Origin of the sequence: Aequorivita todarodis (assembly GCF_028561335.1) — a bacterium.
Lineage (GTDB): Bacteria > Bacteroidota > Bacteroidia > Flavobacteriales > Flavobacteriaceae > Aequorivita > Aequorivita todarodis.
The window spans coordinates 159,795-176,004 of the sequence record NZ_JAQQTG010000020.1 but is presented as its reverse complement, the minus strand read 5'-3'; the positions used below and the strand labels follow the sequence as shown (position 1 = coordinate 176,004).

Below are 16,210 nucleotides of genomic sequence, written 5' to 3'. Positions count from 1 at the left end.
AAAAAATGCAACCCGAATCTTTTAAAAAAGGCGACCTATTTGAAAAATTTGTTGAGGATGAATTGTTTAAGGGATCTGATTATGTGCTTGTTTCCAGAACCAACAACTATGATCAAAACATAACCCGGTATGCCGAAGATACTTTACGGCCTGATTTTAAGTTCAGGTGCAAAAAAACTGCCCAAGAATTTTATGTAGAAGCCAAGTACCGTTCCGGCTTTAATGCCGATAATAAGATAGAGGTAATTAGCTATACGCAAATAGAACGGTTTAAAACCTTACAAAGGGAAGAAAACATTCCTGTTTTTATCGCAATAGGCTATGGTGGCACTCCCGACAATCCAAACCGCTTAAGTTTAATTCCATTGAATAAACTAAGTTATCTTGAGCTTTACCCTACGTTTTTAAAACGTTATAATATTACTAAGGGACTTATTGATAGCGCCACTTTGAAATTACCTTTAAAGCAATCAGAAAATAAATTAGACGATTTGCTGAAAAGGCGAGGGGAAGAACCACAAACCCCGGCAAAGAAACCTTCCATTCCTTTTTTTAAAAATAAAAAAATAGTAGTTGCCACTGGAATAGGGTTGGTATTGATGGCCATTTTGTTGTTCAATGCTTTTAATACATCCATAGAAGATTCCTTAAAACAAAAAACAGCAGAATATTACACAACCATACATTCGGGAAATATAGATGCCTTGGAAGATTTTATAAGTCCGAGCGTAGATAAATGGTACACTCGCTCTGATGTTACATTTTCAGAGATCAAAGAGGATACTAAAAGATACATAAAGCGCCATCCACTAACAAGTACAGACATACAATGGGACACCTTTAAAGTCACACCCTTGGCTGAGGGTTATGCCGTAACCTATAATATGATTTACAAACTCCTTAAAGAAAATAAAGGCAGGGACATTATTTATCATTTAAAAATACATGCCGTTTGGGATAAGGATTTAAAGATTACGAGTATGTATGAGGAAAGGATTTAAAAGTGTGTAAGACACGGGCGAGACGCCCGCGCCAGGGGGGAGGGAACGCGATACAATCGCGCACTAGCGGGGGGGTTAGCTGCAAGTGAAACTAACGAGCGTACTTCACCAATAAACTAAGACTAAAATGAGTTACAATAAAGACTTTAATGAACTAGTTGACAAGTGTATAATTGACAAACAATATGTCGGATTGGGAAATCCAAATGCAAAAATATTATTTGTTGGAAAAGAAGCAGGAATGCCGATTGATTCAGAATTAATTCACGGAAGCAGTCAACTATGGAAAGAGAATAAAATAGATTACTCGAATCGTTTTATCCCAGAGGAGGAAAAGTTAAGAAATAGGAACCATACTTGGCAAAAGTATCAAAGATTATACAATCTCATTTTAGACAAACTGAATATATGTGACACGATTTCGAAAAAAGACTTTTATGAAATTAGTTTTGTCGAAAACGTTTTTACGACTGAGTTGAGCACTTTACCAGCTCCAAAGACGAGTGATGCAAAAAAACAAAAAGGATTTAAAACAGCTTTAGAATTACGTAAGGATATTTTTTGGAAGAGCCCGTTTATATTCAAATTCCCAATAATTTTAATTTTTGCCACAGACAATAAATATATTGAAACGTACCGAGGAGAAGTTTGTAAGCTGTTTGATGTCGAATATTCAGAGCAAATTATTTGTGCAAAGACAGATAAATTGTGGATTCATTATTCCATCGAGACAAAAAATAATGTATTTCCTAAATTGGTAATTCATACTAGACAATTGACAAATGGAGCATCGAATGAGTTATTGGAAAAAATTGCAGATGTTGTAAGTGATTTTATAAAAAAGTATGACATTAAGATAAAAGTAAAATAAAACACCAGCAGCTAACATTTTGTATATTGCATAGCGGTCTCGGTGGTATGCGTTGTCTTTGCTCCTTTCTCGACCGTCATTCGTCCGGTGGACGATGACGCTCTTCGAAATCCGCTACGACAACATACAATTTACCGTTAGCTGCAATAGTGAATAACATAAATAGAAAAAGATATGACAAAGAAAATCTGCCTCTTTAATCATAAAGGAGGTGTAAGCAAGACGACTACGACCTATAATTTAGGATGGAAATTAGCAAGAGAAGGAAAAAAAGTGATTCTTGTGGATGCTGATCCCCAGTGCAATTTGACTGGCTTAATACTAGGAGATGATTTTGACGACTTTTATGTCGATCATCCTAATGAAAATATAAAATCAGGTATTGCTCCCGCCTTTGATGCTACACCTGTACCGTTATCTGCAATTGACTGCTATCAGATTCCGGAAAACAATAATTTACTTCTTGTGCCTGGGCATATCGGATTATCCGAATATGAGGTGCCACTTAGTATCGCGCATCAACTGTCTAATACAATCCCAACGCTAAAAAACTTACCTGGTGCTCTTAATAGTTTTTTGGATCTATTGGCACAAAAATATTCAGCAGATTATATTCTTATAGATATGAACCCCAGTTTAAGCTCAATTAATCAAAATTTATTCTGTTTATCTGATTATTTTCTTGTTCCGACATCGCCAGATTATTTTTCAGTAATGGCCATTAAATCTTTGACGAATGTGTTGCCTAAATGGGAACAATGGGCAAAAATGGCAAGAATCACATTTAAAGATAGTTCTTATCCCTTCCCTGATAAAACAACTAAATTCTTAGGAACAATAGTACAGAATTTCACAATTCGAAATGGTGAACCATCAAGCGCTTTTAAGAAGTGGATTGATGAGGTTTCTAATACAGTAACAAATACTTTGGTTCCAACGATTAATGCTGAAGGTATGCTATTAGACCCAGCAAAATATATAAATGGTCAAGTTGCAAAAGGTTATTGTCTAGCTGAAATACCAAATTTCTCAGGACTAATTCCACGCTCCCAAAGAGGAAGACTTCCTGTGTACGAATTAACTGATGCTCAATTAGGTACAGGAACAGTTTTAGAGCAATATCAACAAATACGTGAAAGGTTTCTAAACATTTTCTCAGAATTAGCTGTAAACGTTGAAAACATGACCAATTAATGAATAACGTTTTTAATCAGTTTCAAACGAATATTGAAGAGATTAAGAAAACTCATCTGATAACAAAAAGCTTGCATCTTCCAAATCCTTCAATCATAGACACATCAAATGTGCTACGATCGTGTATTGTTTTAACAGTTAGTGCTCTTGATCACCTAATACATGAACTTACGATTGTTGGTATGAAGGAAATATTCAATGGAATTCGTCCTACTACACCACGATATGATAAGCAACAAATCTCACTGGCTTTTTTTCACGGGATTTCACATTCGCCTCCACTAATCTCATTTGAAACGGAATTAAGAGAAAAACTTGGATGGCAAACATTTCAAAGACCAAATAAAATTAAAGAAGCCATTTCACTATTCCATCCTGTACAATTATGGCAACAAATTGCAATAGTTCTTGGTGATTCTGAAACGAATATTAAAAATCAATTGAATTTGATAATTGATCGTAGAAATATGATTGCACATGAGGCAGATATTGAGCCGATTTATAAAACTAAAAGGAATATAACTGATTATGATGTCGAAGTCTCTATAGAATTTATTGAAAAACTTGGAGATTGTATTTATAATCTTGTAAAATAAAATGCAGCTAACATGCGTAACCGTTGCACAACCCCTTAATTTTTTTAGACCTGAACCAATATAAGCCGTTTTAAGCGGCTTTGTTTTTTTGATTGGACTTGAGAATGAGCCAAATTTGGTGCCTTTAAAAAATGCCTTGCTACATTCTGGAGCACTATTTTTGGCAAAAAACACAAAACCAGGCTTTCCGCCCCGCTCTTTGCGCGTTTTTGGATAAACTTGAGGTATTTCTTGAGGTTGTAGGCCATTGCCGAGAGGTGCATGCATTTGTTGGCCTGTTTAATGCCAATGGTATTGACCTTGCGAAGCCCCATAAACTCCTTGAGGGTTCCAAAGACAGGCTCCACGGTGCTTTGCCGTTTGCTTTTTAGATACCGACCAGTGGGGCTTTTTATTCTCGCTATGTTGCGTTCATATTCTTCCCGGTAAGCAGTGATATTGATCCGCTTCTCGTGGCTCTTGCCTATACAGCTTTCTTTGATGGGACATCCCTTGCAATCACTTCGTTTTGTAAAATAATTATCCTTTAATGTGCCTTTTTCAAGTTTCTGCTTGCGGAAGGTTACTTTCTTTCCCTGTGGGCACAGCCAGTAGTTGCCTTCTTTTATATATTTAAAGTCTTCGGGGCCGCCTTTGTAAGTTCCGTGGGGCGGAATGTAGCTTTTAATGCCCCTGGCTTCCAGATAGGCATAGTTCTCCCCACTGCTGTAGCCGGTGTCTGCCAAGAGGTGCTCCCAAATCATTCCCTCCTTTCTCAACCGCCTGTTAAGTCTTGCCACGGTGTCCTGCAAATACTGGTTGTCTTTCTTGTCGGCGTGGTAAGCCTGCACATCGGTAATCACGTGGCCCCCGGTATCTACGCTTATGTTGCACAGGTAGTTGAGCTTTCTTGCCTTCCCGGGCTTGACACTTATCCTGGAATCGGGATCGGTAGGACTGTAATGGGTCTTGTTGCTGGTGTAACGGCTGCCCTTGTTCTTGGCTCCCGGGCGCATATCCTGGTCTTCGCTCCATCTTTTGTTGCGGCTCTTGATCTCCTGTAATTCTTTTTTACTGGCCGTTATTTCTTGTTGTTCTTTAGGCGCTTTGTTCTCTTTGGCCTTTCTGTCCCTGCTGCTCTGTACGCGCACCTTGGAAAGGTGTTCTTCAAGTTCATCTGCCGGCACTTTGATCTCAAGACTGTCCATCGAGGCATTGGCCTTTACAGGAGCTGAATCGATGGCCTGGGTATGGCCGCTTACCAGACCGGCTTCTATGCACAATTTCAGAACACGGGTAAAGACTTCTTCAAAAATATCTTCCGGGAAAAGTTGCCGTGTGCGGCTGATGGTGCTGTGCCAAGGTAAAGGCTCGTCAATATCATAGTCCAGAAAATAAAGGATGTCCATGCGCATACTGCAGTGGTCCATTAGGCCACGGTCTGTGGTTATGTTTTCCAGATAGCCCACCAGGCATATCTTAAAAAAGACCACGGGGTCTATGCTTTTTTGCCCGCTTTGTCCATAGAACTTATTGGTGAGCGGGTAAAGAAAGTCCAGGTATAGAACTTCTTTTAGCCGTCGGTAAAAATTTTCTTTTGAAACCCTGTCGCTTAGCTTAAAGCTTGTGAAGAGTTTTTCCTGATAGTTTTTCTTGCCTTGCATAGGCATGAAATTAATAAACTTCTCAATTTTATACAAGCCTTTTGCTATATTTGAAGAGGTGGTTGTGCAACGGGCACAATGGCTATAAGTAATTGCTTGTTCTTGCCTACTTCTGAAAATCCTCGCGGATTTTCAGTTTGGTGTATACTTGCAAAGTTAACCGCTAAACCACGCAACTACTCATAGCCCGACCGTTGGCATTTATTGAAAAAACGAAATGGAATCAGAAAAGACATTTAAGACAAAAACGGGATTTTGCCATATCCTTCCTGACAAAATTGTCTTGACAAGAGACGGGGTTGTTGGAAATGTGGCTAAAGTGACTGTTGGTAACAACGTTGCAAGAATCCTTCTAATATACGGAGCAATAACAGTTGGACTGCTCTATTTTGGTTATGAAGCATATAAAAACGGACAGACGTTACAGCCAATATTGTTTGGACTAATTGGACTATATCTGATTTACGGAATTGTAAGTAGTCTAAATAATTCAGCGACACCAATTATTGACCGAGAAAAAATTAAAGATGTAAAACTTAAAAAAGCTGTTAAAGGACTGACTCGTTCGAGATTTGAAGTGCTGTTCGAAGATGAGAACGGAAAAATCAAAAAACGACTGATTATGCTTCCAGGCTCATTGACTGACGGACAGAATGAAACAGAAAAGGCTATTGAAATAATGAGAGAAGAACAACTATTGAAATAAAAAAACAACGAAATGCCAACAACGCATATAGCTTATGGCGGGTGAACAGCTGCCAGCAGGGTTTTCGCTCGGTAGCCAGCTTTAATTTCGGTGGACAGAAAAGTGCTCCGAAACCGCTACAAGCCATATGCAAACCGTTATCTCTCATTTAAAGCAACATCCGAAATATGGTTGAATTTTTATATTGGTTCTATTTTGCTTTAGCAACAATTATTTTTTTCATAGAATTTACAAAAGAAAAAAACTTTTTCATTGTTCTAATAGGGTTTCTTTTAGGTGGAGCACTTCTCTTAATGATACCAGTTCTACCTATATTTTTAATTAAACTTATTCCAGATGATTATTTAATAATCAGGGAAGTTAGTGCTGGAATTTATCTATCGATACTAATTATTCTTTGTTTTAAGTACTTCATCATAGGCTATTTAAAAACTGAACAGGATGAAGTTACTTTGACGAAGAAGAATGAAAATACCAAAGTTACTATAGCGAATTCATCAAATCACGATGATTTTAAACCTAAACCTTCCAATTATAAATCATTTGAAAAAGAAGAAACGAACACAAAAGTAGCCGAGCCTTCCATAGAATATAAAACAGAACCAACGACCGAACAGAAAGAAAAGCCAATAAGAACAGAGCAAATTATAAAACCACGAAAAGAAGAGATTTTACCAAATTCTGTCAAAGAAAATGAAAAGGAAATTTCTGAAATAAAACGTGTCAACTATAGCCTAAATCTCTCTGAAAGTGAAACAAACTTCCCAATCCTAAAAATTCCTAATAAAAATTGTGTTGTTCGTTCTCACAGGTTAGGTTCAACAAAAAGAAGAGGCTTTAAGGAGGCTTCTTTTCAAAAAGCAATTGAGTACTTTTTTTCAACTGATTTTGAGATTTCAGGGAATATTAGATTAAATACAGGTAAAAATACAAGACCATTTGAACCTGATATTGCTATGATTGGTAAGAACAATGATAACATACGAATTGATATAGAAATAGATGAGCCGTATGCAGGCATTACAAGACAACCAACACATTGTATTGGCGATGACGTCAATAGAGATAATTATTTTAAAGACAGAGGTTGGATAGTAGTAAGGTTTTCTGAACATCAAGTTCACACAAAAGAAAAGGAGTGCTTAAAATTCATTTCTAACCTAATATCAGAAATTAGAACAGAGTTTCAAACACCAAGTGACCTTAAAACCTCTGCTCAACTAAACAAAGAAAAGGTTTGGGATATTGTACAAGCCCAAAAGTGGGAAAAAAATAAGTACAGAGAGAAATACTTAAACCACGAGTTTAAAATACTTGAAGAACAAAAGGAAACTCTCAAAAGAGAATTTGATAGCCAAGAGATTGAAGAAGAGAAATACGTTGTTCCAACATCATTCGGACAGGAGGAAAACGAGAGAATTATTGCCTTTAATAAACTTAATCAACATCCAAGAGATAAGAGAGTAAAATTCTATGCTGAAAAACACATTTATACTATTGACGGTGTCGCTTTTCCATCTGCAAGTACTATTGTCGGTCGTTTTTTTCCAGAATTTGATGCTTTTGGTAAAGCTATCAATTTGAGTCCTAACAATGCACTTTATGGGTTGGAGGCGGAAGAAATAGTAAGAATTTGGAAAGAGAAAGGTCTTAAATCCGCTAAGCTTGGAACTTTCTTACACCAACAAATTGAGAATTACTTTCTAAATCAAAATTTCAATCAGACTGAGGAATTTTATCAATTTGAAAATTTTGTTAGCGAACACCCAAACTTAAAACCCTACCGTTCTGAATGGCGAATTTTTGACGAGGAAATAGGAGTTGCTGGTACAATTGATATGATTGTCCAAAATCAAAATGACTTTGACATCTACGATTGGAAAAGAACTAGAAAAGTAATAAATGTATTTGACGGCGAACCAATCAAAATTGATAAATGGGGAAATTGTGGTGTAGGTCAATTAGAACACATTGACGACACCAGCTATAACCGCTATAGCTTACAGCAAAGTCTTTACAGATATATTTTGGAAAAAAACTACGGTATTAAAGTAGGAAAAATGTACCTCGTAATAATGTACCCAGAATTTGAAAATTATTACAAAGTGGAAGTTCCCTATTTGAAAGAAGAGATAGAGCACATCTTACAAACCGTGTGAATAAAAACGAGAGATAACAATGGTAACCGTTGCACAACCCCTTAATTTTTTTAGACCTGAACCAATATAAGCCGTTTTAAGCGGCTTTGTTTTTTTGATTGGACTTGAGAATGAGCCAAATTTGGTGCTTTTAAAAAATGCCATGCTACATTCTGAAGCACTATTTTTGGCAAAAAACACAAAACCAGGCTTTCCGCCCCGCTCTTTGCGCGTTTGCAATGCGTGGCCAAATCTCAAATCTCAAGTCTCAAATCTCAAGTCTCTAGTCTCAAGTCTCAAGTCTCACGTCTCACATCTCACCTCTCAAATCTCACGCCCAAAACCATAAAAATATGCTGTTTAGTCCTTTCACGATTTATTCTTTAACCTGTATAGTTATTTTAGGACGGGTCAAGGATGGGTCACCTTCACCGATACTCCATAGCAAAGCCATAGCAAAGCCATAGCAAGGTCATTAGATTGTAAGAAAACAGGTGCTTTTTCCTACAAAATTTAAAATGGTGTATTTCCTACTTCCCCCAACCTATAAAAAGACCTATAATTGCCTGTGTTCATACACGTTTTAGTAGCCGTTGGGGACTAGGCTCTGGCTGGTGCGTTTGCCACGCGTGTCTCTATTTAGAAATTTATCAAACCCCAACCTCTTAAAAACCAAAAAATTCGTGCATTCGTGGTACCCCAATCTCCATATCCCACTAAAACAATCCCCAAAAACCCCGGGCTGGCACCCCTAGCTGGCGCGCATTTGCAACGCGTGCCCAAATCCATTGCCCCTAAAACATATCAGTCTCCACAACAACCCACTCCCATAATCCCCCAAAAATCCGTATCTTAAGCCTTCACTTTTAAAATCTTCGGACTATGAAAAAACTAATGACTCTTTTCGTTTTGGCAGTGGCGTTCTCCACCTTCGCCCAAAACAAGATCCTTCCAAAAGACATACAAATTAAGACAGCCGTCTTGGCCGCCCCCGAAATGTATCGAGAAGATGCCACGGTTCTGGGCTATAACCAAGAAGGAAAGCTCATTACCCTGCGCGAGGGCAACAACGGAATGGTATGCCTGGCAGACGACCCTAACAAGGCGGGCATTAGCGTAGCCTGTTACGGCGCCGAACTGGAACCCTTTATGGCCCGCGGCCGTGAGTTGGTGGCTGAGGGTAAATCAAACGAAGAAAAACGGGAGGCGCGTAAAAATGAAATAGAGGCAGGCACGCTTAAAATGCCCGAGGAACCCGCAATGGTCTATGTGCTGGCCGGAGAGGAAAACGACTATAGCGCCGAAACGGGCGAACTTCTTAAAAGCAAGATACGCTACGTAATCTACAAACCTTATATGACAGGCGAAAGCACCGGCCTGCCCACAAAACCCCAAGTCCCCGGCATGCCGTGGCTGATGGATGCGGGCACGCACCGTTCGCATATTATGATTACCCCGGCGAATTAGTTTTCGGTTGTGGGTTCTTACTTCGTATCTCATACCTCGTACCTCATACCTCGTACCTCATACCTCGTACCTCATACCTCGTACCTCGTACTTCGTATTTCATAAATTTTCCCTTATGTAATCTTTGTTACAGAACTTCCCAAACAGCAATCTTACCTTTGTACCAGATTGTTCAAATAAATAAAATAATCTAAAGCTATGAGTTATTACATCAGTACAACATTAAAAAACACCACTTTTAAGGAGGCCATTGACAAGACAACGGCAGCTTTAAAGGAGGAAGGTTTCGGCGTGTTGACCGAAATAGATATAAAGGCCACCCTAAAAAAGAAGTTGGATGCCGATTTTTACAATTACACCATCCTCGGCGCCTGCAATCCGCAGATGGCACATCAGGCATTACAGGCCGAAAACAAGATTGGCACTATGCTGCCCTGCAACGTGATAGTGCAGGAACGCGAGCCTGGCATTGTTGAGGTTTCGGCGGTAGATCCCGCGGCTTCCATGATGGCGGTGGAAAATGACTCCTTGGCGGAAATAGCCAAGGACGTACAAAAAAAATTGACCAAGGTCATTAAAAGTATTTAGGAACGTTTCGTGGTTGGTTCGTTCCTAATAAGTGCAGATTTATTTGGTTAGTGAAGAGGCTGTCTTAATAGGCAGTCTCTTTTTGATATAATAGGGTAGGGTTGAGAGATTAATTTTTAATATTCAATATTCAATTATCAATTTTCAACATTCACTACCTACCACCTAATACCTAATACCTAATACCTAATACCCACTACCCACTATCAATACTTCTTCGGTAACATTAGTTACTGACCAAGCTCGATTTCTAACGTATGTTTGCACCAAATTAATTATTAAAATGAAGATTAAAAATATAGTTACACTAATCGGGTTGCTGCCAGCGATGGTTTTTGCGCAGCAAACCGTTCCCATTTCCAAGGCCGAAGTGCTGGAAAAGGTGATCCAACAAAACAACAAGCTGAAGATTAGCGAACAGCAGGTGCTTGCCGCCAAAGGCGATTTCAACCAGACGAACGCCGTGTTCCTTCCCAATATCACAGCCTCGCACAGCGGAATGGCCACTACCAATCCGTTGATGGCCTTCGGGTTTAAACTGAACCAGGAAATAGTGACCCAAGCCGATTTTGACCCGAACAAACTGAATGATCCTTCACAGATCAATATGTTTGCTACCAAAATTGAAGTTCAACAGCCGCTGATAAATGTGGATGGTATCTTCCAACGGAAAGCCGCAAAGGCAAAATGGGAAGCTACCCAGATGCAGTTGGCGCGCACAGGCGATTACCTTGCCCTGGAAACCGAAAAGGCCTATATGCAGTTGCAGTTGGCGTATAAGAGCGTAGCCGTTTTGGAGACCGCCCTAAATGCGGCCAGTGAAAACCTGCGCTTGGCAAACAACAGCTTTAAGCAGGGCTATCTGCAACAGAGCGATGTGCTTGCCGTACAAGTGCGCGTTACCGAAGTGGAAAATCAATTGCAATACGCCAAGAGCAACGTGATAAACGCTTCGGAATATCTTGCCGTACTTATGAACGAGGAAGTTGGGGGAGTTTTAAAACCAACGGATTCCTTAATGGTTGCTTCGGAATTGAATGCTGCGGAAACCCTATCCGATTCCAGGGCCGATATTCAGGCGATGGAATTTGCCGCCGAAGCCTACAAACAAAATTACAAGGCCGATAAAATGACGTTTTTGCCAAGACTGAATGCTTTTGGAAGTTATGAGCTTTATGATGATGAAATATTTCAGGCCGATGCCAATGGTTATTTATTTGGCGCATCCCTTAGTTGGAATCTCTTTGAAGGCTCAAAACGCTTCGGGAAAACACAAAAAAGCAAAGCCGAATTCAATAAGGCAAATCTGGAACTGGAGCAATACAAAGCCGAAAGCAAATTGGAGCTGAACAAAGCAAAACGTATGTTCCAAGATGCGCAGAACAATTTAAAATTAACCGAACTGGCATTGGAGCAATCAAAGGAAGCCCTGCGCATCCGCACCAACCGATTTAAGGAAGGTCTGGAGAAAACCACCGATCTGTTAATGGCCGAGACGCAGTATTCGCAAAAGCAATTGGAATATTTCAACACCGTTTTTCAGCATAATTACGCCTTGGCATACCTTCAGTTTTTAACGAAAAACTAATGAAATTGATCCCGATAGTGATCGGGACGAAATCGAAATCGAAATCGAAATCGAAAAATCAAAATTAAATACAGTATCAAAAAAGATTTAAAAAATATTTATATGAAGTCACTATACACAAGTTTGTTTTTCCTCGGAGTTTTAAGCCTAGCCAGCTGCGGCAATGCTTCCGAAGAAAAAAATATAGATAACACTCCTGCAGTGCCGGTAAGTGTAAGTTCAGTAGCTGCGGAAAACAATTCACCGTTTTTAACCGCCAGTGGCAAAATAGAGGCCGCCAACAGCGCCACTCTTAGCACCCGAATGATGGGCTTTGTGGATAAGGTGCACGTAAATGTGGGCGACAAGGTGGCAAAAGGACAGTTGTTGGTCAGTATCAACAATTCAGACCTTTCTGCAAAACAAGCACAGACCAGTGCCGGGATTACCGAAGCCCGAGCGGCTTTTAACAATGCAGAAAAGGATTATCAGCGTTTTCAAAACTTGTTTGCCGAAAACAGCGCAAGCCAAAAGGAACTCGACGACCAACGCGCCCGATACGAAATGGCCAAGGCTAGATTGGAAGGGGCAAAGCAGATGAAAAACGAGGTGCAATCGCAGTTTGCCTATGTAAACCTTCGCGCGCCATTCAACGGCGTGGTTACCAGTAAATTTATCGAGGCAGGCGATATGGCAAATCCCGGCGTTCCATTGATTTCAGTGGAAGGGCCAGGGAATTTTGAGGTGACGGCTTCGGTGCCAGAGAGTGAGATTTCAAAAATAAAATCAGGCACCGATGTGCAAGTAATTGTAAAATCTTCAGATAAAACATTACCAGGAACGGTTACCGAGGTCAGCACTTCCGCTAAAAACACAGGCGGGCAGTATTTGGTAAAAGTGGTATTGGATAAAACCGATGCCGATATTCTTTCAGGCATGTACGCTACGGTTCAATTTCCCATAGAAAAGAAAACAGATGTTACCACGGTAATGGTGCCAAAGGAGGCCTTGGTAAAACGCGGACAATTGACGGGCATTTACACGGTGAGCCAAAGCAATACCGCCTTACTGCGCTGGTTGCGCCTGGGCCGCACTTTTGGTGATAATGTGGAAGTACTTTCGGGCCTCGCCGCAGATGAAAATTATATTATTTCTTCCGAAGGAAAACTTTTCAACGGAGCGAAAATAACCATTAAACAATAAGCATGAAGGACGGATTAGCAGGCAAAATTGCCAAGTTATTTATAGGCTCAAAGCTTACGGTACTGTTGATGATCGTGTTTATGGTCATTGGCGTTTACAGTTCTTTTTTGATACCGCGCGAGGAAGAACCGCAGATTGATGTGGCCATGGCCGACATCTTCGTGGGCTACCCCGGCGCCTCCCCAACCGAAGTGGAATCGAGGGTGGTAAAACCTTTGGAGAAATTGGTGTCCAACATTCCCGGGGTGGAGTATGTGTATTCCACTTCTTCCAAGGAAGGGGCGATGGTGATCGTACAGTTTTATGTGGGCGAGGATATTGAGCGTTCCTTTGTAAAACTTTACAACGAAATGAACAAGCATATGGACCTGATGCCCCCGGGCGTTACCATGCCGCTTGTAAAACCGCGTGCCATAGACGATGTGCCGATGCTCGGGATAACGCTGTGGAGCGAGAATTATGACGATTTCCAGCTAAAACAGCTTGCCGACGAACTTACCCAAGAAATTGAAAAGGTAAATGAAGTTTCCCTGACCGATAAAATTGGCGGTAGAAACAGGCAGTTGCGCGTAGTGTTGGATAAGGACAAACTGGCTGCCAGCGGCCTTGACTTTTTGGGCGTTGCCGAAATGATAAAGGCAAACAACCAGCAACTGGGCTCGGGCAGTTTTGATAAGAACGATACGGAGTTTTTGGTTACAACGGGAAATTTCCTAAAATCCGCAACCGATGTTGAAAACTTGGTAGTGGGCGTACAGCAGAACCAACCCATTTATCTAAAACAAGTCGCGGCTATTTTTGATGGCCCCGAAATCCCAAGACAATATGTTTCGTTTGGGTTTGGAGGCGCTGGTGAAAATGCTTCAAAGTATCCTTCCGAATATCCCGCCGTAACCATTTCGGTAGCAAAGCGGAAAGGTGCCGATGCGATGAAAATTGCCGATGTGATTATCGACAAGGTTGACCATTTGCGAAGCAACCTAATCCCCGACGACGTTCACGTAGAAATTACGAGAAATTACGGGGAAACCGCTTCCCAAAAAGTTTCGGAATTGTTGATGCACCTGATAGGCGCAATCCTTGCCGTTACCTTGATTGTAATGCTCGCAATGGGCTGGCGCGGTGGTTTGGTGGTATTTCTTTCGGTACCCATTACCTTTGCGCTCACGCTTTTGAGCTATTATCTGCTCGACTATACGCTGAACCGGATCACACTTTTCGCTTTGGTATTTGTAACGGGGATCGTGGTGGACGACTCCATCATCATAGCCGAAAACATGCACCGGCATTTTAAGATGAAACGCCTGCCGTTTAAGCAAGCGGCTATTTATGCAATAAACGAGGTGGGGAACCCAACCATTTTGGCAACCTTTACGGTAATCGCTTCGGTATTGCCTATGGCTTTCGTTTCTGGGTTGATGGGGCCGTATATGTCGCCAATGCCAATTGGGGCTTCCATCGCGATGATACTTTCATTGTTTGTGGCTTTAACGATAACACCTTATTTGGGCTACATTTTCCTAAGAGAAAAAGAAAAGCCTGCCCGCCGTGGTGGGAAAGGAAAAGCGCCAAAAGAAGAAAAACCTTTGGAAAGCACGCTTATCTATCGCATCTATTCAAAACTTGAAACCCCTTTGATTGAAAACAAAAAGACGCGCTGGCTGTTTTTGGGAGTTACCGTGCTGTTGCTGTTGGGGTCTGTGGCAATGTTCTTTACCAAATCGGTTGCCGTAAAAATGCTGCCTTTCGACAATAAAAACGAAATGCAAGTAGTGATCGATATGCCGGAGGGAACTACTTTGGAAAGAACAGCAGTGGTTGCCCGCGAAATTGGACAATACCTTTCCACACAGCCCTTGGTTGTAAATTATCAAAACTACGTGGGCACTTCGGCCCCGATAACCTTCAACGGTTTGGTACGCCATTACGACCTTCGTGGGGGTAGCAATATGGCCGATATCCAAGTGAATTTGGTAGGCAAGGAAGACCGCAGCGACCAAAGCCACGACATTGCCAAACAACTGCGACCCGGTATTCAGAAAATTGGAAAGAAGTTTGGCGCCAATGTGAAGATCGTGGAAGTTCCGCCCGGACCACCCGTGCTATCAACTATCGTAGCAGAAATTTATGGTCCTGACTACGACCAGCAGATTGCCGTGGCCAAAAAGGTAGAAAACATCTTGAACGAAACCCAGGATGTGGTTGATGTGGACTGGATGGTAGAAGCCGACCAAAAGGAGTACGAATTTATCATTGACAAGGAAAAAGCCATGCGCTACGGCGTGGCACCACAGCAGATTGTCCATACGATGAATATGGCGCTTTCGGATAGGCCAGTAACCCATCTATACGATGAAAACGCCACCAATCAGGTGGGAATATTGCTTGCTTTGGATGAAAAGGAAAAATCCACCATCCAGGATATTTCGCAGTTGAAGATTGCTTCCAAACAGGGCAATATGCTTTCTGTGGGCGATTTGGTTTCTGTTCAAGAAAGCACACGCGCCAAGAGTATTTATCGCAAAAACCAAAAACGGGTGGTTTATGTGTTGGCGGATATGGCGGGAGAACTCGAGAGTCCTGTTTACGCTATTTTGGGGATGACAGACAAGCTGAATAATATTGAACTACCAGCTGGTTACAAAATGAATGAACTGTACTTGCAACAGCCCGAGCACGAAGACGATTTCACTGTAAAGTGGGATGGCGAATGGCAGATTACACTGGAAGTATTCCGCGATTTGGGGATTGCCTTTTTGGGTGTAATCATCATCATTTACATTTTGATTGTGGGTTGGTTCCAAAACTTTAAGGCACCTGTTGTTATGATGGTTGCCATTCCACTTTCGTTGATAGGAATCGTGCTAGGCCACTGGATAATGGGCGCGTTTTTCACCGCAACCTCCTTTATCGGGATGATTGCACTAGCGGGAATTATGGTGCGTAACTCGGTGCTGCTGATAGACTTCGTTAATCTGCGAACCGCAGAGGGAATTCCGTTAAAACAAGCCGTAATAGAAGCGGGAGCGGTACGGACAACCCCAATCTTATTGACCGCCGGAACGGTGGTAATTGGAGCATTCGTAATCCTGTTTGACCCAATTTTCCAGGGACTTGCTATTTCGCTTATGGGTGGAACTATTGTTTCTACAGTACTGACTTTGCTTGTAGTGCCGTTGGTTTATTATATGATTGAAAATAGACGGGAGAGGTGAGATTTGAGAGGTGAGATTTGA

Annotated in this window: 12 protein-coding genes; 11 read left to right on the top strand and 1 reads right to left on the bottom strand. The window is 41.1% G+C overall.

Going from position 1 to position 16,210, the window contains the following annotated elements:
* Window positions 1-5: 5 nt before the first annotated feature.
* The 4 genes from POV26_RS10095 (at window position 6) to POV26_RS10080 (ending at window position 3,662) form a co-directional block, all read left to right on the top strand.
* The gene (locus POV26_RS10095) at window positions 6-1,001 is read left to right on the top strand and encodes a hypothetical protein (protein WP_272856348.1); all 996 of its coding nucleotides are present in this window, start codon (window positions 6-8) and stop codon (window positions 999-1,001) included.
* A gap of 127 nt (window positions 1,002-1,128) precedes the next feature.
* On the top strand, window positions 1,129-1,872 hold the full coding sequence (locus POV26_RS10090; protein WP_272856347.1) for a hypothetical protein: 744 nt from the start codon (window positions 1,129-1,131) through the stop codon (window positions 1,870-1,872).
* A 174-nt stretch (window positions 1,873-2,046) separates the two neighbouring features.
* Window positions 2,047-3,066 (top strand): ParA family protein, encoded by a 1,020-nt coding sequence (locus POV26_RS10085; RefSeq protein WP_272856346.1) that lies wholly within the window; start codon window positions 2,047-2,049, stop codon window positions 3,064-3,066.
* The gene (locus POV26_RS10080; RefSeq protein ID WP_272856345.1) at window positions 3,066-3,662 is read left to right on the top strand and encodes a HEPN domain-containing protein; all 597 of its coding nucleotides are present in this window, start codon (window positions 3,066-3,068) and stop codon (window positions 3,660-3,662) included. Before POV26_RS10085 ends, POV26_RS10080 begins: the two co-directional genes overlap by 1 nt.
* Window positions 3,663-3,706: 44 nt before the next feature.
* Here POV26_RS10080 and POV26_RS10075 read toward each other — a convergent pair whose 3' ends face one another.
* Window positions 3,707-5,305 (bottom strand): IS1182 family transposase, encoded by a 1,599-nt coding sequence (locus tag POV26_RS10075; protein WP_272856344.1) that lies wholly within the window; start codon window positions 5,303-5,305, stop codon window positions 3,707-3,709.
* A 217-nt stretch (window positions 5,306-5,522) separates the two neighbouring features.
* On the opposite strand from POV26_RS10075, the gene POV26_RS10070 reads away from it, so the two are divergent.
* The 7 genes from POV26_RS10070 (at window position 5,523) to POV26_RS10040 (ending at window position 16,189) form a co-directional block, all read left to right on the top strand.
* Window positions 5,523-6,011 (top strand): phosphoribosylaminoimidazolesuccinocarboxamide synthase, encoded by a 489-nt coding sequence (locus POV26_RS10070; RefSeq protein WP_272856343.1) that lies wholly within the window; start codon window positions 5,523-5,525, stop codon window positions 6,009-6,011.
* A gap of 167 nt (window positions 6,012-6,178) precedes the next feature.
* Window positions 6,179-8,170, top strand: coding sequence for a PD-(D/E)XK nuclease family protein (locus POV26_RS10065; RefSeq protein WP_272856342.1), 1,992 nt, complete (start codon window positions 6,179-6,181; stop codon window positions 8,168-8,170).
* An 861-nt stretch (window positions 8,171-9,031) separates the two neighbouring features.
* Window positions 9,032-9,616, top strand: coding sequence for a hypothetical protein (locus tag POV26_RS10060; RefSeq protein ID WP_272856341.1), 585 nt, complete (start codon window positions 9,032-9,034; stop codon window positions 9,614-9,616).
* A 198-nt stretch (window positions 9,617-9,814) separates the two neighbouring features.
* Window positions 9,815-10,204, top strand: a complete 390-nt coding sequence (locus POV26_RS10055) for a DUF302 domain-containing protein (protein ID WP_062619356.1) — start codon at window positions 9,815-9,817, stop codon at window positions 10,202-10,204.
* A gap of 283 nt (window positions 10,205-10,487) precedes the next feature.
* Window positions 10,488-11,792: a TolC family protein gene (locus POV26_RS10050; RefSeq protein WP_272856340.1), complete on the top strand. Its 1,305-nt coding sequence runs from the start codon at window positions 10,488-10,490 to the stop codon at window positions 11,790-11,792.
* Between the two features lie 102 nt (window positions 11,793-11,894).
* Window positions 11,895-12,974 (top strand): efflux RND transporter periplasmic adaptor subunit, encoded by a 1,080-nt coding sequence (locus POV26_RS10045; protein WP_272856339.1) that lies wholly within the window; start codon window positions 11,895-11,897, stop codon window positions 12,972-12,974.
* A 2-nt stretch (window positions 12,975-12,976) separates the two neighbouring features.
* Window positions 12,977-16,189, top strand: a complete 3,213-nt coding sequence (locus POV26_RS10040) for an efflux RND transporter permease subunit (protein ID WP_272856338.1) — start codon at window positions 12,977-12,979, stop codon at window positions 16,187-16,189.
* The last annotated feature ends 21 nt before the right edge of the window (window positions 16,190-16,210 follow it).